At 68.0% G+C, this 18,439-nt stretch carries 17 protein-coding genes; 6 read left to right on the top strand and 11 right to left on the bottom strand.

The window, feature by feature from the left end; genetic code table 11:
- Positions 1-45: 45 nt before the first annotated feature.
- Entirely contained in the window at positions 46-1,242 is a 1,197-nt protein-coding gene (locus AC1M0F_RS11950) for an MFS transporter (RefSeq protein WP_480238477.1), read from the top strand.
- Between the two features lie 95 nt (positions 1,243-1,337).
- Here AC1M0F_RS11950 and AC1M0F_RS11945 read toward each other — a convergent pair whose 3' ends face one another.
- The 4 genes from AC1M0F_RS11945 to AC1M0F_RS11930 are packed head-to-tail and all read right to left on the bottom strand — an operon-like array spanning position 1,338 to position 5,517.
- A complete protein-coding gene (locus AC1M0F_RS11945) occupies positions 1,338-2,012 on the bottom strand; it encodes a response regulator (RefSeq protein WP_480238476.1) in 675 nt (224 codons plus the stop codon).
- Positions 2,009-3,394: a sensor histidine kinase gene (locus tag AC1M0F_RS11940; RefSeq protein WP_480238475.1), complete on the bottom strand. Its 1,386-nt coding sequence runs from the start codon at positions 3,392-3,394 to the stop codon at positions 2,009-2,011. Before AC1M0F_RS11940 ends, AC1M0F_RS11945 begins: the two co-directional genes overlap by 4 nt.
- 52 nt (positions 3,395-3,446) lie before the next feature.
- A complete protein-coding gene (locus AC1M0F_RS11935) occupies positions 3,447-4,109 on the bottom strand; it encodes an SDR family oxidoreductase (RefSeq protein ID WP_480238474.1) in 663 nt (220 codons plus the stop codon).
- Positions 4,102-5,517, bottom strand: coding sequence for a DUF6421 family protein (locus tag AC1M0F_RS11930; protein ID WP_480238473.1), 1,416 nt, complete (start codon positions 5,515-5,517; stop codon positions 4,102-4,104). The genes AC1M0F_RS11935 and AC1M0F_RS11930 overlap by 8 nt, the downstream gene beginning before the upstream one ends.
- Before the next feature lie 163 nt (positions 5,518-5,680).
- On the opposite strand from AC1M0F_RS11930, the gene AC1M0F_RS11925 reads away from it, so the two are divergent.
- Entirely contained in the window at positions 5,681-6,418 is a 738-nt protein-coding gene (locus tag AC1M0F_RS11925; protein WP_480238472.1) for a DNA alkylation repair protein, read from the top strand.
- 142 nt (positions 6,419-6,560) lie between these two features.
- Here AC1M0F_RS11925 and AC1M0F_RS11920 read toward each other — a convergent pair whose 3' ends face one another.
- Together AC1M0F_RS11920 and AC1M0F_RS11915 are read right to left on the bottom strand one after the other, a co-directional pair.
- Positions 6,561-7,727, bottom strand: a complete 1,167-nt coding sequence (locus tag AC1M0F_RS11920) for a Glu/Leu/Phe/Val dehydrogenase family protein (RefSeq protein ID WP_480238471.1) — start codon at positions 7,725-7,727, stop codon at positions 6,561-6,563.
- Between the two features lie 135 nt (positions 7,728-7,862).
- Positions 7,863-8,678 (bottom strand): class II glutamine amidotransferase, encoded by an 816-nt coding sequence (locus AC1M0F_RS11915; protein WP_480238470.1) that lies wholly within the window; start codon positions 8,676-8,678, stop codon positions 7,863-7,865.
- 80 nt (positions 8,679-8,758) lie between these two features.
- Between AC1M0F_RS11915 and AC1M0F_RS11910 the strand changes: the two genes are divergently transcribed.
- Positions 8,759-9,865: a carboxylate-amine ligase gene (locus tag AC1M0F_RS11910; RefSeq protein ID WP_480238469.1), complete on the top strand. Its 1,107-nt coding sequence runs from the start codon at positions 8,759-8,761 to the stop codon at positions 9,863-9,865.
- Positions 9,866-9,886: 21 nt separating this feature from the next.
- On the opposite strand, the gene AC1M0F_RS11905 is transcribed toward AC1M0F_RS11910, so the two are convergent.
- The 3 genes from AC1M0F_RS11905 to AC1M0F_RS11895 all read right to left on the bottom strand — a co-directional run bounded on the left by AC1M0F_RS11905 (position 9,887) and on the right by AC1M0F_RS11895 (position 12,860).
- Positions 9,887-10,813 carry an ABC transporter permease gene (locus AC1M0F_RS11905; protein ID WP_480238468.1) on the bottom strand — a complete coding sequence of 309 codons (927 nt, stop codon included), beginning with the start codon at positions 10,811-10,813 and terminating at the stop codon, positions 9,887-9,889.
- A gap of 66 nt (positions 10,814-10,879) precedes the next feature.
- Positions 10,880-11,920, bottom strand: a complete 1,041-nt coding sequence (locus AC1M0F_RS11900) for an aliphatic sulfonate ABC transporter substrate-binding protein (protein ID WP_480238467.1) — start codon at positions 11,918-11,920, stop codon at positions 10,880-10,882.
- A 55-nt stretch (positions 11,921-11,975) separates the two neighbouring features.
- The gene (locus AC1M0F_RS11895; RefSeq protein ID WP_480238466.1) at positions 11,976-12,860 is read right to left on the bottom strand and encodes an ABC transporter ATP-binding protein; all 885 of its coding nucleotides are present in this window, start codon (positions 12,858-12,860) and stop codon (positions 11,976-11,978) included.
- Positions 12,861-12,990: 130 nt separating this feature from the next.
- On the opposite strand from AC1M0F_RS11895, the gene AC1M0F_RS11890 reads away from it, so the two are divergent.
- Together AC1M0F_RS11890 and AC1M0F_RS11885 are read left to right on the top strand one after the other, a co-directional pair.
- A complete protein-coding gene (locus tag AC1M0F_RS11890) occupies positions 12,991-14,007 on the top strand; it encodes a magnesium and cobalt transport protein CorA (RefSeq protein ID WP_480238465.1) in 1,017 nt (338 codons plus the stop codon).
- Positions 13,998-15,380, top strand: a complete 1,383-nt coding sequence (locus AC1M0F_RS11885; RefSeq protein ID WP_480238464.1) for a cryptochrome/photolyase family protein — start codon at positions 13,998-14,000, stop codon at positions 15,378-15,380. The genes AC1M0F_RS11890 and AC1M0F_RS11885 overlap by 10 nt, the downstream gene beginning before the upstream one ends.
- A gap of 10 nt (positions 15,381-15,390) precedes the next feature.
- On the opposite strand, the gene AC1M0F_RS11880 is transcribed toward AC1M0F_RS11885, so the two are convergent.
- Positions 15,391-16,209 (bottom strand): alpha/beta fold hydrolase, encoded by an 819-nt coding sequence (locus AC1M0F_RS11880; protein WP_480238463.1) that lies wholly within the window; start codon positions 16,207-16,209, stop codon positions 15,391-15,393.
- Between the two features lie 90 nt (positions 16,210-16,299).
- On the opposite strand from AC1M0F_RS11880, the gene AC1M0F_RS11875 reads away from it, so the two are divergent.
- Positions 16,300-17,220 (top strand): AEC family transporter, encoded by a 921-nt coding sequence (locus AC1M0F_RS11875; protein WP_480238462.1) that lies wholly within the window; start codon positions 16,300-16,302, stop codon positions 17,218-17,220.
- A gap of 205 nt (positions 17,221-17,425) precedes the next feature.
- Here the strand turns inward: AC1M0F_RS11875 and AC1M0F_RS11870 are convergent.
- Positions 17,426-18,439: HNH endonuclease signature motif containing protein (locus AC1M0F_RS11870; protein ID WP_480238461.1), on the bottom strand; the 1,014-nt coding region annotated here is incomplete at its 5' end.

Genomic DNA, 18,439 nt, shown 5'->3' with positions numbered 1-18,439 from the left:
TCTCGTCTGGCCATGGTGGCTTCCCGACGGGCATACGCTTGGCTGGTGTTCCGAGTCCCGCTGATCCGCCGTCCGGCGGCCGATCGACCGCGACTGTCCCGCGACGTCAAAGTGCTCGGTGTCGTCGCCTTCTTCGTCATGGTCGGGTTCGGGGTCGTCGTTCCTGTCCTTCCCGTCTATGTGCGCAGTTTCGACGTCGGCTACCTCGAGGTCGGGGCAGTGGTCTCGGCTTTCGCGCTGATGCGCTTCGTCGCCAGTCCATTCTGCGGGCGGCTGATCGACCTGTTCGGGGAACGGGTGCTCCTCGCCATCGGCATCGGGATCGTCGCGGTCTCGAGCGGGCTCGTCGGGCTGGCCCACAGCTACGTCGAAGTTCTCCTTCTGCGCGGGGCAGGCGGAATCGGCTCGGCGATGTTCACGGTGTCTGCGATGACGCTGCTCCTGCGGTCCACGTCTCCGGACATGCGCGGGAGATCCGTCGGCTTCTACCAGGGCGGGTTCCTCATCGGCGGCATGGCCGGTCCGGCGATCGGCGGTGTGCTCGCCACCATTTCGCTGACGGCCCCGTTCTTCTTCTACGCGGGCACTCTCGCTGTGGCCGGCCTCGTCGGTATCCTGATGCTTCGCCCGAAAGACGCCGGGACGGAGCTGGCGAGCGGGCCGGGCGTCCCGCTGCGAACCGTGTTGCGCGACCCGAGGTTCAGGGCCGCGTGCCTCGCCAACTTCGCCAACGGATGGACGTCACTCGGGGTCCGGAGCGCCCTCGTCCCCGTCCTCGTCGTCGACGTGCTCGCCGGGACCGCGGCGTGGACCGGCGTCGCATTCGCCATCGCCGCCGTCGTGCAGACGATCGCCCTCGGGCCTGCCGGGCGGTTCGTCGACACCGTCGGGCGCAGACCGGCCATCCTCGGCGCATACGCCGTCGCGGCGGTCACCGTGCTCGGCATCTCGGTGGCGCCGAATTTCGCTGTGCTCACCGTTCTGCTCTGCGTGTACGGTGTCGCTGCCGCGTTCATGGGCACGGCGCCTGGCGCCGCTGTGGGCGACGCGACCGGTGGGTCACGCGGTGGACGACCCGTCGCGTTGTTCTCGATGGCCAGCGACCTCGGCGCGATCGTCGGGCCGCTCGTGGCCGGCTGGCTCGTCGACGTGGCGTCGTTCCCGGCCGCATTCGCGGTCGCTGCCGCGTTCCTCCTGATCGCGTCGGCGTCGGCACTGCGGATGCCACGTGAGCGGGTCTGATTCTTCGGGAGGAAAATCGGGGGGTCTGTCGTCCATACGTCGAAGGACTGCCTGATTCTCCTCCCGAAACGCAGGCGCGGGGTGTGCGGCAGCCGTCAGCCGCCGGGGACCGCCACGCGGTTCTCGTACGCCCACACCACGGCCTGGATGCGGTCGCGAAGCCCGAGCTTCTGCAGCACCTTCGACACGTGTGACTTGACTGTCGCCTCTCCGACGAACAGGCTGCGCGCGATTTCAGCGTTCGACAGGCCCTGGGCCACGAGCTGGAGCACCTCCGCCTCGCGGTCGGTGAGCGTGTCGAGTTCGGCCGGCGGCGCAGCGGGGTGCTTTGGGGCATCCGTCTGCGTCCCGAAGCGTTCGATCACCCGGCGGGTGACACCCGGAGAGAGCAGGGCGTCACCGGCAGCGACCACCCGTACAGCGTCGATGAGTTGCTCGGGCGTCGAGTTCTTCAGCAGGAACCCGCTCGCCCCCGCCTGCAGCGCTTCGAACAGGTAGTCGTCCCGGTCGAACGTGGTGAGGATGAGAACGGAGGATGCCACGGTGTCGTCTGCGACGATCCGCCTAGTTGCTTCGAGCCCGTCCATGTCCGGCATCTGGACGTCCATGCAGATGACGTCGGGGGAGAGCTCAGCCGCGCGGGCGATGGCTTCAGCGCCGGTCGCTGCTTCACCGACGATCTCGATGTCCGGTTGCGAGCCGAGGATGATCCGAAATCCGGCGCGAACCATCTCGTGGTCGTCGGCGAGGAGGACGCGGGTCGCGGTCATCGGGTGCTCCTCGGCTGTGCGGGTTGGGTCGTGTCGGTGTTCTCGGCCGGCTCGCCGGTCCGGTCGTCTGCCGCCGGACCCGGGGCGTCGCCCTCCCCAGGTGTGCCACCGAGCGGGACCCGCGCACGGACGAGGTAACCGCCCCGCTGACGCGGCCCGAGCTCGAGGCTCCCGGCCAGCGCGTCGATCCGTTCGCGCATTCCGACGTGCCCGAGCCCGCCCCGACGGGGCGTGAGCGGAACACTTCCGGTGTTCGAGACCTCGAGCTCGATGGCGTCGTCGAGGTACCGCACCCGCACATCGGCGGTCGCCCCTGCGCCCGCGTACTTGCGGGCGTTCGTGAGGGCTTCCTGCGCGATCCGGTAGAGCGAGAGCCGCACCAGCCCGGAGACCTCGGCGGGCTCCCCGATGACCTCGAGGGTGGTCGGCAGTCCGGATGCCGTCGAGTCGGCGACGAGCGCGGACAGGGACTCGAGCCCGAGCGTCGACGCGCTCGCAGACGCCGGATCCGCGTTGTCGTTCTCCCGGAGCGTGTGGAGCAGCTTCTGCAGCTCGTCGATCGCCGTTCGGGCCCCCAGTTCCACGTTCGCGAGGGCGTCGCGCGCCGCAGGCGGGTTCGAGTCGAGCACGGTGCGGGCTGCACCGGCCTGCACTCCCATCACCGACACGTGGTGGGCGACGACGTCGTGCAGCTCGCGGGCGATCCTCACCCGCTCGAGCGCGACCGCCTGCCCGGCCGTCCGCTCTCGTTCGCGTTCCAGCTCGTCCGTCCTGTACTCGAGCAGCGCCTGCTGGCGCGCGGACGCGTACGACCGGTCACCGAAGAAGTACGCGCCTCCGAAGTAGAGCAGGTTGGTGAGGATCTGGATCATCAGGAACGCGACGAGTGGCGAGAAGGTCCCCACCCGGGAGAACCCCTCGAGTGCCTCCGGATCTGTGGTCTGCCTGAACATCGACAGCACGAGCCAGATCAGCATGGCCACGATGATCCCTGCACGGACGAGGAGCGCCGTGCGGCGGTTGTCCACCCAGGCGCCGACGGCGTAGAGGGCCATGAACAGGGTGATGTTACAGATCAGCAGTTCGGGAACGTGCAGTTCGCCGCCTGCGATGAACGCTGCGGCCACGACGATGGCCGCGGCGTTGGGCCAGCGCCGGCGCACCGCCAGCGGCAGGGTGATCAGCACCGCCCAGATCAGGCTCAGCCACATCGGCGCCGGGTCGTCGTAGACGCCGGCGACCTGGTAGAGCATCAGGCTGAGGAGAGCACCGACGAAGAGCACGACGGCGAGGATCGCGTCCGTACGAAGTTCCCGGCGGGTCACCGGCGGGCGTCGCCACCGGGGATCGGTCGGGTCGGCGGGAAGAACAGGGCTGGTCACAGTCCTACGCTAGCGAGGGGCCGGACTGCCGGCATCCGTCTGAGGGCGGAAATCAGCCGTCGCTCAACACGACACGGTGAAGCGGGGCGGATGCTCCCGCGTCGTCCCAGAGACCGGCGACGGCGCTCGCCAGTTGCTGTTCCAGTCCGTCGAGTGCCCGGACGGAGAAGATCGTTGCGGATGCCGTCGGTGCCGACTTCTCGAACCCGTTCGCGATCGCCGTGACCCACGTCTCGGCCGCGGCCTTGGCTGCCGCGTAGTTGGCTCCGCCAGGCATCGGCTTGTCGAGGGAGGTGCTGGAGACGATTGCCAGCCGGCCGGCATCCGATTCGCGCAGGTCGTCGACGAACGCGCGTGTGGTGTTGCGGAGAGTCGCCACGACCCGGCGGTGCAGGAACTCCCAGTCCTCATCGCTCTGACCGGCCAGCCCGCCCCCGCCGCGCCAGCCGCCGACGAGGTGGATGAGGCCGTCGACCCGGCCGTGTTCGGCATGGATCCGCTCGGCCAGGGCGGTGACGTCGGCGAGGTCGGCGAGGTCGGCGACGAGACCGACGGAGCCGGGGACCTGTCGGGTCACAGCGCCGACCCGCTCGGCGTTCGAACCGACGGCGAGCACGCGAGCTCCTGCCGAGGCCAGTCCTGCGCAGACGGCGATGCCGGCCGCGCTGGTCGCACCGGCAACGAGCACGGTGCGACCAGCGACGGACTCAGTCACGACCGGTGATCCCGGCCGTCGACTCGATCACGTCACGCATCTTCTTGGAGAGGGCCTCGTAGAACATCGACAGCGGGAACTCATCGTCCATCACGAGGTCCGTGTAACCCTTCGGGGCCCCGGTGAGGACGTCGTCAGGCAGTCCGCGCGCCCACGCCGATGCGGGGTGCGGCTCGACCGTGCCGGACACGAGTTCGTACGCGGCCAGCCAGTGTGACACCTTCGGCCGGTCGATCGAACGCCAGTAGAGCTCGTCGATGGCCGTACCGAGCGAGACGACGACATCCGGCACCTCGGCCCAGTCGATGGTCAGCGCCGTGTCTGTCCAGTGCAGCACGTGGTGCTGGTGCAGCCAGGCGAACAGCAGCTGGCCGCCGAGCCCGTCGTAGTTGCGCACCCGGCTGCCGGTCAGGGCGAACCGGAAGATGCGGTCGAAGATCACCGCGTACTGCACGAGCTTCGCGTGGGCGAGGATCTGCGTCTCGGCCTCGGTCAGTTCGGCAGGACTCTGCGCGGACAGCGTGCGTTCGAGCTTCACCGATTCACGGAACGCGGTGAGGTCGCAGCGCAGCTCCTCGAGCGAGTAGAGGAAGAACGGCATCCGCTGTTTGATCATGAACGGATCGAACGGCAGGTCGCCGCGCATGTGGGTGCGGTCGTGGATCAGGTCCCACATGACGAAGGTTTCCTCGGTGAGCTTCTGGTCGTCGAGGAGCGCCTGCGCGTCTGCAGGCAGCTCGAGCTTCGTGATCTCGGCAGCGGCCTTCACCACCCGACGGAACCGTGCGGCCTCGCGGTCGGCGAAGATCGCACCCCAGGTGAACGTCGGGATGGCACGCATCGCGACGGTCTCGGGGAACAGCACGGCCGAGTTGGTGTCGTACCCCGGCGTGAAGTCGATGAACCGGATCGGCACGAACAGCTTGTTCGAGTACTCACCGGCCTCGAGCTCGGCGATGAAGTCCGGCCAGAGCACCTCGATGAGCACGGCCTCGACGAGCCGGTCGGTCGACCCGTTCTGCGTGTACATCGGGAACAGCACCAGGTGGGTGAGCCCGTCTGTGCGGTGCTGTTGCGGCTGGAACGCCATCAGGGCGTCGTAGAAGTCCGGAACGCCGAACCCTTCTGCCGCCCAGCGCTCGAAGTCGCCGACGACGGCGTCGAGGTATTCCGCGTCCCACGGGAACAGCGGCGCGAGTTCGCGGACCGCTGCCGTGATCGTGGCGACGTGCCCGAGGGCGGATGCGTGGGCATCCGGATCCGGGATCGACCCGTCCTTGACCTGCAGCGGGCGGATGCCTGCGGCGGCGGCCTTGAGACGCAGCCAGGCCGGGTGGGTGGCGAGGGTGTGTGCGTCCTCCAGCACCTCGGGCTCGCCAACGATCACATGCGTGTGAATTTCAGACATAACAACCCTCCCGGTGCCGGAATCGAATAGTGGATATGACGAGCGTATCCGGGGGTCGTCAGGCGTTTCTTTGACTCCGGCGGAGTTTGGCTGCGCAGACGGCCGTGGGCGCGCAGCTTAACTGCGTGGCGTGCCATTCCGGCTCCGGTCTAGAGTTCGAGGCATGACGGATGCCACAGCCGCAGACGTGCGTGACGCCCTCGACGCCGTCTCCTCGCCCGAGCGCGCGCTCGGTTCTGCCCGGTTCTTCAAGACCGGCCCCGGCGAGTACGGGGAGGGTGACGTCTTCCTGGGCGTGACGGTGCCGGCCACCCGGGTCGTCGTCAAACGGTTCGCCTGGCTCCCTCTCCCGGAGGTCGATGTGCTGCTCGACAGCCCGGTGCACGAGCACCGGCTCGCCGGGCTCTTGATCCTCGTCGCGCGCTTCGAGCGGGCGAGTGCCGCAAGGACGCGCGACGATGCGCTGCGCCACGAGCTGGCCGCGTTCTACCTCGCGGCCGTTCGCCGCGGCCGGGTCAACAACTGGGATCTCGTCGACTCGTCGGCGCCGACGCTGCTCGGGGGCTACCTGCTCGACCGGCCACGTGACATCCTGTTCGACCTCGCGGCCAGCGACATCCTCTGGCATCGTCGGGTGGCAATGATCGCGACCGCCGGGTTCATCAACGCCGGCGACGCCTCGACGACGCTCGACCTCGCCGAGCGGCTGCTCGACGACCGCGCCGACCTCATGCAGAAGGCCGTCGGCTGGATGCTGCGCGAGGTCGGCAAGAGAGTCGGCTGCGGCGTGCTCACCGGTTTTCTCGATGAGCACGCCGCCGCTCTCGGCCGGACGGCGCTGAGCTACGCCACCGAGCACCTCACCGCAGAGGACCGGGCGCGATACCGCGCCATGCGCTGATTCGCGGCCCTGCCGCATCGCTCGAGTCGCCACGTTCGGTGGTTGCGGGTGCTCGAGTCGCCACGTTGTGTCGCTCATGAGAGCCGTGGGCAACGTGTCGTGGCGACTCGACCCCATCGAGCCCGAACAGTCACCGCCGCCGCTAGGCCGGCTGCAGGAACTGCCCTGTCGTGGGAGCAGACGGGGCCTCGACCGGAGCCGACGGCATCGCTTCGGGTGCGGGCGGCAGTGTCGCGCCCTCGAGGCGGTCGGTCGCGAGCTTCTCGGCGGCGGCCAGGGTGGTGATGCCCTGCTCACTCGCCGAGCGGTAGACCGCGCGCATCGTGTCGCCGATGCCGTCGACCCGCTGAAGGATGGACTCGAGGTCCGCGCCCGGCTTCGACGCCATGTCGAGGTAGATCACGCCACCGGCGTTCGCCACGAAGTCCGGCGCCCAGAGGATGCCGCGCTCAGCGAGCTGTTCGGCGCCGTCCTGGTCGGCGAACTGGTTGTTCGCAGCACCGACGACCGCTGCGCATCGCAGCTGGGAGATCACGTCGCGGCTGAGCGCGCCACCCACGCCGCACGGCACGAACAGGTCGGTCTCGAACAGGTGCTCGTCGCCCGGGTCGATCCAGCTGGCGCCGATCGACTCGGCGAACGCGCGCCTGGCCGGGTTCACGTCGGTGACGATGAGGGATGCTCCAGCGTCGGCGAGCCGGCGGGCGAGACGTCCGCCGACCTGCCCGAGCCCCGAGATCGTGGCGCGCCGGCCTCGCACGAGGGGGCTGCCGAAGGTGGTGTCGAGGGTGGCGAGGATCGCCGAGTAGACGCCTGCTGCCGTTGCGTCGCTCGGTTCGCCGACGCCGCCGCGGTCGGCGGGGAGCCCGCTGACGTGGCTGGTGCGCTCGGAGACGACGGCCATGTCTTCTGCGCTCGTTCCGACGTCTTCTGCGGTCTGGTACATGCCGCCGAGGCTCTCGACGGCATCGCCGAGGTCGAGCATGGCCGCACGCTTGGCGGTGGCGTCGAGGGTGGTGCCGCTCGGGACGAAGACCACTGACTTGCCGCCGCCGCGGGAGAGGCCGGCCGCCGCGTTCTTGAGGGTCATGCCCGCTGAGAGCCGGAGGGAGTCCTCGACGGCCTCGAGCCAGGAACCGTAATGCCAGACCCGTGCGCCGCCGAGCGCTGGTCCGAGGCGAGTGGAGTGGACCGCGACGCTGATCGTGAGCCCGGAACGGATGCCGCGGGTGATCAGGACTTTCTCGTGGTCCAGTGAGGGGGAGTGCAGAGCGTCCAGGGACGCGCCTGCATTGAATGCTGACGTCATTGTCGTATCTCCTTGTGGGTGATGTCATGCCCTTGGTGTGGGCTCGTCGGCGATCGCGCGGGTGGCGCGGGTACCGACAGATCCATCACACCAACAACGGGCGATTTTGACAAGGGCGACGTGCCCCGGGCGCCTCTAGCCGGCGGCGGCGCGGCGGTCGATGTGCGGGACCAGGTGGGTCATCGCGCGGGTGGCGAGGTCGATCCTCACGGCGGTGTCGGACGGCATCGGTGTCCAGCCGGCGGCATCCAGACCGCTGGAGATGACGTGGACGGCGTCGTCCGTCACCCGGTAGTCCATGGCGTAGTACTCGGTGGCGTGCCTGGCCGGCATCGAGTCGTCGCTTTCGAACAGCCGCCGGAGTGCTCGCGGCGGCGACTCCGCCCGGCTGTTGATGTGCACGGCGAACAGGGCGCTCGGCGTCAGCAGCAGGGCGTTGAGGCTGCAGTCGGGAAACTCCCGCTGGAGGATGCCGAGACCGAGGACGACCCCTTCGGTCTCGTCACCGGTCTGCTCGATGCACTGCAGCAGCAGGTGGAAATAGCGCTCGGTGTCCGTGTCGCCCTGCAGCCTCGCCCTGGATGAGGGCGTGAGCAGCCCTTCGAGCCGCGGTATCGGCGAGATGTTGCCGTTGTGGGCGAAGGCGTACTCGCCGTCGGTGAACGGATGCGTGTTTTCGGCGGACACCGGGAGCCCGGCAGTGGCCCAGCGCAGGTGCAGCAGGCCGCTCGAAGCGAGCGGCTCGTTTGCCAGCTCGGAGTAGGTCTCGTCGAGGACGGCCGTCGCGGTCGATTTCATCGATCGGATCCGCCCATCGGTATCGTGCCAGGCGGCGCCCCAGCCGTCGCCGTGTACGGCGGTGAGGGAGGTGAATGCCTCGAAATCATCCTCGCCGAGAACGTCGACGACGGAGGTCGGGCGAGCGGAGACATACCCGAGCAAACGGCACACGGCAACCACCCTCCCGAAATCGTTTCTTCGAGCTTTGCGGATTACTTACCAAGAGGCAACTCAACTGGCAGAGTGGCCTCATGCGAACCGTCGGGGTCGAGGAAGAGCTGCTGTTGGTCAGTGCGGACACGGGGCGCCCGGTGTCCGTCGCAGGGGAGGTGCTGAGACGCGTTCAGGATGCCGGCGAAGGCGGCCATGTCGGCGGCGCTCTCGACCACGAATTCAAGCAGCAGCAGGTGGAGACGGCCTCGGCGCCTCACCGTTCGATGATGGATCTGCGCGACGACGTCAGATCCTGGCGGACCACAGCGATCGCTGCCGCACGAGCGGCCAATGCGCTGGTCATCGCGTCGGGGACGTCGCCGCTGCCTGCCGAGTCCGAGCTCATGCCCGATGCGCGGTACGCGCAGATCGCCGACCTCCTCGCGCAGACGGCCAGGGACCAGCTGGCCTGCGCGTGCCACGTCCACGTCGCCGTCGAATCGGATGAGGAGGGCGTCGGCGTCCTCGACCGGATCCGGGAGTGGCTGCACGTTCTCGTCGCGCTCAGCGCGAACTCGCCGTTCTGGCAGGGGCTCGACACCGGGTACGCGAGCTACCGCTCCGAGGTGATCCGGCGCTGGCCGACGGCCGGTGTCCAGGAAGTCTTCGGCACACCGGAGAACTACCACACCCTGGTTGCAGCCATGAAGGCGTCCGGGGTGATGCTGGACGAGGGGATGGTGTACTTCGAGGCCCGGCTGTCGCACCACTACCCGACCGTCGAGATCCGCGTGGCCGACGTCTGTGCCGATCCCGATGACACCATTCTCATCGCCGCGCTGTGCCGTGCCCTCGTGGACACCGCTGCAGCCGAATGGCGGGCGGGAACAGCCGTCCGACCGGTCCCTGCTGCGGTGATCCGCCTGGCCGCGTGGCATGCCGGACGGTTCGGGATCAGCGGTGATCTGCTCGATTCGGCGACCATGACGCCGATGCCGGCCAGGACCGTTGTCTCCGCGCTGGTCGACCACGTGCGGAACGCCCTCAGGGAGAACGGCGACGAAGAGTTCGTGGACGAGCAGGTCCGGCGCATCCTCGACCGGGGCAACGGTGCCGACCGTCAACGTGCGGTGCTCCTGCGCACCGGAGCGCTGGCAGAAGTGGTTGCGGACCTGGCCAGGGCGACCGCGGGTCTGCCCGGGTAGCTCCCCGGGCGCGCCGAGGTGCTACGCCCAGCGCCGGTTGACCCAGCGCTCGAACACGCCCACCAGTGAATCGGTGAGCTTGCCGAGGATGGCGAGCAGGAGGATGGCCAGGAAGATCCTGTCGATGCGGCCGTTGTTCTGCGAATCCGTGAGCAGGAACCCCAGCCCCATCGATGAGGCGATCAGCTCGGCGGCGACGAGGAACAGCCAGGCCTGGGCGAGGGCGAGGCGCAAGCCGGAGACGACGGAGGGGAGCACGGCAGGAAGCTGGACGGTCGTGAACAGGCGGGTGCCGTTCAGTCCGAAGGCGCGTCCGGCCTCGACGAGCTGCCTGTCGACGTGCCTCAGCGCTGCAGAGACCGTCGTGTAGACGGGGAAGAACGCGCCGATCACGATGAGGATGATTTTCGACTCTTCGCCGATCTTGAACCACAGGATGAGGAGCGGGATCCAGGCGAGCGACGGCACAGCGCGGATCGCGCCGAGGACGGGGGAGAACAGGATGTCGCCGAGGCGCGACAGCCCGACGATGGCTCCGAACACGAGGCCGAGTGCCGCACCGATGAGGAATCCGATGAGAACACGCTGGGTCGAGATCGCGATGTACTGCCCGAGGAGGCCGCGTTGCACGAGGTCGACGGCGGACTGCCACACCATCTCAGGGGACGGCAGTTGCGAGACGGAGACGAGTCCGAGGGAGGTGACGGTCTGCCACACGACGAGGATGAGAATCGGGATGATCGCGCCGCCGACGATCCTGAACCAGGTCCTCCTGGTCAGGGGGACGCGGCCCACGGCGCGATCGGATGCCTGATCGGCGGCTTCGGTGGACGCGACGACCCCGGGCCTTGCACGCACCGCCACCGGCTGCTGGCTCTCCAGGCCGGTCGACGAGACGAGGCCTGTTCGGACCCGGTCGCTCGTCGTGAGGTTGTCGTTTCGGCTCATTCTCAGTCCTGGGAAGTGGGAGGGACGGGGGAGGCGGGGCCGGAGTATCCGGCCCCGCCCGTGCGGCTAGCCGATGGCGTCGGCGTCTGCCTGCTTCGCGAACTCGTCGTTGATGATCGAGTCGAGCGCTTCGTCGACCTGTGCCTGAGTCGCGACGTCACCGGATTCGACGAAGATCGGGCCGATGATCTCGAGCACGTCGCGCTGGGCGCTGCCGGGAATCGGGTCGACATCGAGGTTGGAGCGTTCGTCGATGACGCGCGTGGCGACCTCGATGTCGAGACCGGCGACATCCGCGAGGATCTCTGCGGTCTCCTCGGGGTTCTCCGCAGCCCAGACCCGAGCGTGTTCGTAGGCGTTCACGACGGCCTGTGCCAGGTCGGGCTTCTCGGTGAGGAACGCCTCGGTGGCGTTGAGGAAGCCGTAGCTGTTGAAGTCGACGTTGCGGTAGATGAGCTTGGCGCCCGCCTGCTCCGCGCCGGCCATGATCGGGTCGAGACCCGACCAGGCGTCGACCGAACCGTTCTGCAATGCAGCCCAGCCGTCGGCGTGCTGGAGGTTCTCGATCGTGACGTCGGTCTGGCTCAGGCCGGCTTCCTCGAGCGCCTGCAGCAGGAAGAAGTACGGATCGGTGCCCTTGGTGGCTGCGATCGTCTTGCCCTTGAGCTCGGCGACATCCGTGATCGTAGACTCGGGACCGACGACGAGGGCCGACCATTCCGGCTGCGAGTAGAGGCTGATGACCTGGATCGGCGACGCGTTGGACCTGGCGAGCAGCGCCGCGGAGCCCGCGGTCGAGCCGACGTCGATGGCGTTCGCGCGGAGCGCCTCGTTGGCCTTGTTGGAGCCGGCCGACTGGACCCAGTTGACGGTCACGTCCTGGTCTGCGAGGGCGTCTTCGAGCCAGCCCTTCTCCTTGATGATGAGGGAGAGCGGGTTGTAGGTGGCGAAGTCGATGTTGAGCGCGCCGCCCTCGGTGACAGTGTCGTTCCCGGAGCCGGAGGAGTCAGCCTCCGGTGCGGCGTTCTCGCCGGCGACGCAACCGGTGAGAAGAAGAGCGGCGACGCCTGCGACGAGTGCCGCGGCGGAGAGTCGCTTACGAATCATGGTGAGGTCCTTTGCTGGGTGCTGGGTGCTGGGTGCTGGGTGCTGGGTGCTGTGATCAGTACGGGAAGTGCGGGACGTTCTTCGTCGACTCCACGCCGCGGACATCGCCGTGGCGGTCGATACCGAGGCCGGCGAGCAGCCGGCCGCGAAGCTCTGCCAGTTCGGCCGAACCCCTGTCGCGGGGTCGACGACCGGGAACGACGATCTCCTGGACGATCGATGACCCGTCGACTCCGTCTTCCCGGCCGAGCAGGATGATCCGGTCGGCGAGCTGGAGGGCTTCGTCGACGTCGTGGGTCACGAGGAGGACGGTCGTCGGTGCAGCGGAGTGAACGTCGAGGAGCAGGTCCTGCATCTTCAGGCGGGTCAGCGCGTCGAGGGCGCCGAATGGTTCATCGAGCAGCAGGACGCCAGGGTTCCTGGCCAGTGCCCTCGCGAGGGATGTGCGCTGCGCCATTCCCCCGGAGATCTCGCGAGGGCGGTGGCCGGCGAAGTCGGTCAGCCCGACGAGTTCGATCAGCTCGCGGACCCGGTCTGCTCCGTCGGCCTTCGGAGTGCCGCGGGGCAGTCCGAGGGCGACGTTGTCTGTGACGCTCCGCCACGGCAGGAGCCGCGGCTCCTGGAAGCCGACCGCCGTGCGGTCGTCGAAGTCGGCGACCGGCTGGCCGTCGATCAGGACCTGGCCGGTCGATGCGGAATCGAGCCCGCCTGCGATCCGCAGCAGGGTGGACTTTCCGCAACCGCTCGTACCGAGGATCGCGAGGACCTCGCCGGGTTCCACAGCGATCGAGACGTCGCGGAGCACCTGGCGCGCCGTGCCGCCCTCGCCGGGGAAGGAGCGGCCGACGGCCGCGAACTCGACCGTGTATGCGGCATCCGTCGTCCCAGACACAGCGTGCGCGGTGCCGGAGAGAGCCGGTGCGGTGCTGGAAGATGGCATACGGGACTCCCGGAGGAATGTCGAGGGCAGGTCTCACCACGTTAGTGACGGGTCAGCCCCGGTGTCGTCCCGGCTGCAACACTGTGTAACACTGGCGCGGCAGGACGAATGAGCAGCAGGGAGCGTGAACATGGTCGTCGTAGACAATGCGGTGTACGTCCGGGGCGAACGCGTGGCGACCCCGCCGAGCCTCGACGACACCTACGAGGTGCTGCACGAGAAGAAGGGCATGGCCTGGATCGGCCTGTACCGGCCGGATGAAGCCGAACTCCACTCGGTCGCCGCCGAATTCGGCCTGCACGCCCTCATGGTCGAAGACGCGCTGTCCGGTCACCAGCGGCCCAAGATCGAGCGCTACGCCGACACTCTGTTCGCCGTGTTCAAGGCAGCCCGCTACCTCGACGCCGAGGAGCGCCTGGAGTTCGGCGAAGTCCACGTCATCATCGGACCCGACTTCGCCATCACCGTCCGGCATTCGGAGACGCCGGACATCGGCGCGATCCGCAAGCGACTCGAGGGCGACGCCCGGCTGCTTTCGCTCGGTCCCGAATCGGTCCTCTATGCCGTGCTCGACGAGATCGTCGACGGTTACGTCCCGGTCATTGCCGGACTGCAGAACGACATCGACGAGATCGACGACGCCCTGTTCGCCGAGGGCAGGGAGTCATCGAAACGCATCTACGCGCTCAGCCGGGAAGTGATCGAATTCCAGCGGGCGACGAAACCGCTGGTCGGGATCTTCGAGGCACTCGCCTCGGGCTTCGAGAAGTATGACGTGGACCTCGAACTCCGCCGGTACCTCCGCGACGTGCACGACCACGTCCTCCGGGTCGTCGAGCGGGCGGATTCCTTCCGCGCGGTTCTGCAGAACGCCCTCACGGTGAACAGTGCCCTCGTCGGCCAGCGCCAGAACGAGGAGACGAGGCGGCTGTCCGAAGCCAGCTATGCGCAGAGCGAGCAGGTCAAGAAGATCTCGAGCTGGGCGGCCATCCTGTTCGCCCCGACCCTGATCGGCACCGTGTACGGGATGAACTTCACCTACATGCCCGAACTGAAATGGCTGTGGGGGTATCCATTCGCGCTCAGCCTGATGGCCGGGATGGGCATCACCCTCTACATCGTCTTCAAGAAGAACAAATGGCTGTGACACCCTCCGTCGTCTGGTTCCGCGACGACCTCAGGCTCGACGACAATCCCGCGCTCACGGCCGCCGTCGAACGCGGCGGACCCGTTGTCGCCGTCTTCGTGCTCGACGAGGAATCCGACGGCATCCGCCCCCACGGCGGAGCCGCACGGTGGTGGCTGCACCAGAGCCTCACCTCCCTGACCGCCGACCTCGCGGCTGCCGGAGTGCGCCTGATCCTGCGCCGCGGACCCGCGGAGGCGGTCCTCGCCGGCCTTGTCGAGGAGACGGATGCCGGAGCCGTGTTCTGGAATCGCAGGTACGGCCAGGCGGAACGCACGGTCGACGCCGGCATCAAGACGCGGCTCCGCGACGCCGGACTCGAGGTGTCGAGTTTCGCCGGGTCGCTGTTGTACGAACCGTGGACCATCGCGACCGGGCAGGGCACGCCGTACTCGGTGTTCACGCCGTTCTGGCGGGCCTGCCAGGCCGCGCCACCGCCGCGAGTCCCCGTCGACGCGCCCGAAGCCATCCACGGCTGGACAGGTGATGCCATCGGCGACGACATCGACGACTGGGGTCTCGAACCGAGCCGTCCGGACTGGGCGGGCGGACTGAGGGAGGCCTGGCAGCCGGGCGAAGCATCCGCCCACCGGTTGCTGGAGACGTTCCTGGCCGACAACCTCGACGGCTACGCCGAGGAACGCGACCTTCCCGCCCAGCAGGCGACGTCCCGTCTGTCACCTCACCTGCGCTGGGGCGAGATCAGCCCGCACAGGGTCCTGCACGAAACCGACGCCGCCCGCAGGGGAGCAACAGGCCGTCGCGCCGAAGGTGCCACCCGATTCCTCACCGAACTCGGCTGGCGTGAATTCTGCTCGCACGTGCTGTTCGCCGCCCCCGACCTCGCAACGGTCAACTGGAGGCGCGAGTTCGACGCGTTCCCGTGGCCACCGCTTGACCGTGCCGCGCTGGAGGCCTGGCAACGAGGCGAGACCGGAATCCCGATCGTCGATGCGGGCATGCGTGAACTCTGGCGCACCGGCAGCATGCACAACCGGGTGCGGATGGTCGTCGCGTCGTTCCTCACCAAGAACCTGCTCATCGACTGGCGCCTCGGCGAGCAGTGGTTCTGGGACACGCTCGTCGATGCCGACGCGGCCAGCAACGCGTTCAACTGGCAGTGGGTCGCCGGTTCCGGGGCGGACGCCGCCCCGTACTTCCGGATCTTCAACCCGGAACTGCAGGCGAAGAAGTTCGACCCCCAGGGCGAGTACATCAGGCAGAATGTGCCCGAATGGGGAACGGATGCCTACCCGCAGCCGATCGTCGATCTCGCCGAGACGCGCCGCGCGGCGCTCGCCGCGTACGAGGTGGTCACGCAGTCGAAACGTTGACGGGTTCCTGTCACAGGCCGTTCTGGGCCAGCCAGGGCGACACGACGGCCAGGAATTCGTCCGCATGTTCCACGCTGGGCAGGTGGGCGGCATCCGTGAAGAGGTGCCTTGTCGCGCCGGGAATGGTCGCAGCCAGGTATTCGAACTGCACGAGTGCCGGGGTGATGTCGAACTCGCCGACGGTGACGAGGGCCGGGATGTCGAGGTCGACGACGCGGTCGTACGCCGGGGGCTCGAGCTCATCCGCCGCGTGCTCTTCGGGCGACTGGTGGTGCAGGTTGGCGCGCCCAAGGGCATACGCCGTCCTGACGAAGTCCTGCTCGAGGTCCTCCTCGTCGCGCAGCGGCCCGATCGCCCACAGTTTTGTCTCGAGGTCGATCATCTTGCCGTAGTCCCGCGCCTCCCAGGCGGCGTCGAGGTCGGTGCAGAGCGACTCCTCCTGGTCGGTGAGCTCGACCTCGGGGAATCCGCCTGGGCCCGAGCCGATGGTGACGATCCCGGTGACGCGCTCCGGTGTCTCCACGGCAACGTCCAGGGCGATCCGGCCGCCGCGTGAGGCGCCGATGAGCGTGGCGCCGGCGACACCGAGGTGATTGAGGATGGCCCTCGCGTCGTCGCGGTTGGAGAAACCGGATGCCTCGCAGCTGGTCTGCCCGAACCCGCGGGTGTCGTACCTGATGACGTAGTGGTCGGCGGCCAGGGCCTCGATGAGTGGGTCCCACATCCTCAGCGTCGCGATTCCCGCGTGGATCAGAAGGAGTGGCTCTCCTGAAGCGTGACCTTCGGTTTCGTAGTACAGCCGGGCTCCCGGCACGTCGACGTGGGGCATGGTTCGAGACTAGCGAGGCGTGGGCGGCACAGCTATAGAGCGGAGGTACTTCTGGCGGAATGCGCACCAACGACCTGTCAGACTGGGCAGATGTCTGGCGTCCTCACGGGTTTCGGCGTCATCGGCGTCATCATCGCCGTCGGCTACATCGTCGGCCGGATGAACCTCCTCGGGCCGACGGCCCAGCCGGTGCTCGCGCGCATGGTCTTCTTCGTGCTCTCGCCGTTCCTCCTGTTCACGGTGCTTGCCGACGCCGAGGTCGAACGGCTGTTCTCCCCGCTGCTCGTGGTGTCCCTCCTTGCTGCGGTCGTCGCCTTCGTCGTGTTTCTCGCTATCGCCGGCCTGATCTGGCGCCGTTCGCTTCCCGACGCCACGATCGGAGCACTGGCGTCCGGTTACGTGAATGCGAACAACATCGGTATCCCGGTAGCCGTGTACGTGCTCGGGGATGCCGCGTATTCGGCCCCGGTCGTCCTGCTCCAGCTGCTTGTCTTCACCCCGATCGCCCTGACACTTCTCGACCTGGGCACGGGAGGGAAGGCATCCGTCGGCCGGGTCCTCAGCCAGCCGTTCAGGAATCCGATCATCATCGGTTCGCTGCTCGGGCTGCTCGTGTCGGTCACGGGGCTGGAGATCCCCGCACCGGTGATGGAGCCGTTCCATCTCATCGGCGCAGCTGCCGTGCCGATGATCCTGATCAGCTACGGCATGTCACTGCATGGGACGAAGGTTCTCGAGCCGGGAGCAGGCAGACGTGACGTGGTGCTCGCGACGACGATCAAACTCGCGATCATGCCGGTCGCGGCGTGGTTGATCGGCCAGTACATCTTCGGCATCACCGGGGAGGAGCTGTTCGCGATCGTCGTGCTTGCGGGGCTCCCCACTGCGCAGAACGTCTTCAACTACGCCCAGAGGTACAACCGTGGTGAACTCGTTGCGAGGGATACGATCCTGCTGACCACCATCGGCTCTGTCGGAGTGCTGCTCGTGGCGTCGCTGCTTCTGCACTGAACCAGATTGCGGCCGACGTGTGGGTGTGTCGGGCTGGATGAGAATTTTCTCCTCAGCTCAAACAATGAGGCGTGAGTCCAGGGGCGCCGAGTCGCGCGGATCGTGATGGCCGGGGTTCAGCCCCTGGCCTCACGCCTCATAACTCGACACCCCGAAAACACCCATTCAGCCCTCGCGTCGACCAGGCCTCGGCTGTGGTGGTGCGTCAGAACGGTGGCGGTTCGTCCCAGTTCGGCGGGGGCAGCGCGTTCCGCGGCTGCACTTCGGTTGGATTCTTTCGCAGCGCCTTCGGCGGCTGCAGCTGGGTTCGTTCGCTTCGCAGCGCCTTCGGCGGCTGCGGGTGTCGCAGCGCGTTCCGCGGCTGCGGTTCGCTCGGCGGCGGCGGGTCTGGGGTGGTGAGCAGGACCTCGGGTTGGGTGACGTAGCTGTGGGCTCCGGGGGAGGTCCATTCTTGGACGCCGTTGCCGAGCTGCCTGGTGTGCCAGGTGGTCTGGTGTTTCAGCCGGTGGTGCTTCGGACAGAGGTGGGACAGGTTCTCGCATTCGGTCGGACCGCCGAACGCGTACGCGGTGGTGTGGTCGATGTCACAGTGCCGTGCCGCCCGACGGCAGCCGGGGAACCGGCAGGTACCGTCCCGGTACGCGAGGAAGCGTTTCATCGCCTTCGACGGCCGATACGTCGTCGAATCCAGGGCGAGCGGTGCTCCGGACTTCGGGTCGGTGAGCATCCGGAACCAGGTGCTCGATTGGCCGGCGAGCCGTCGTGCCGTGTCCGGGTCGATCGGCCCATACCCCTCCAGGGTGGCGGGCTCATCGCTCAGGCCCAAAAGGGTGAGAGCGGGAACTGTGACCGTCACGGTGGGTCGGATCCGGCGGAACGCGCTGGCGGGGTCGGCCCCGAACCCGGTGCTGACGGCCATCGTCGATGGTGGTGACCCGGCGCTGGTATCAGTGGGCCGGGCAACTCCGAACGCGATACCGGCACCTCCGCCGGTGGGTTCGGTGGCGGCAAACCTGGACGGCAGCTCGCCGGACAGGGCCGCGGAGAGGGCATCGGCACAGACGTCTGCGGTCAGTTGGGCCAGGGTTCGCGGCTCGGCCGGGTTCTTCAACGCCACGGCCCGGTCGCGGATGGTTGTGTAGATCGATGTTGCTTGGGGTGCGGTCGTGTAGAGGTTCAGCCACGCCATCCCGTCTGGGGCGGGCTGGAACTCCAACCG

This window comes from Mycetocola sp. Y719 (assembly GCF_056713205.1).
This window is presented reverse-complemented; position numbering and strand designations above follow the sequence as displayed.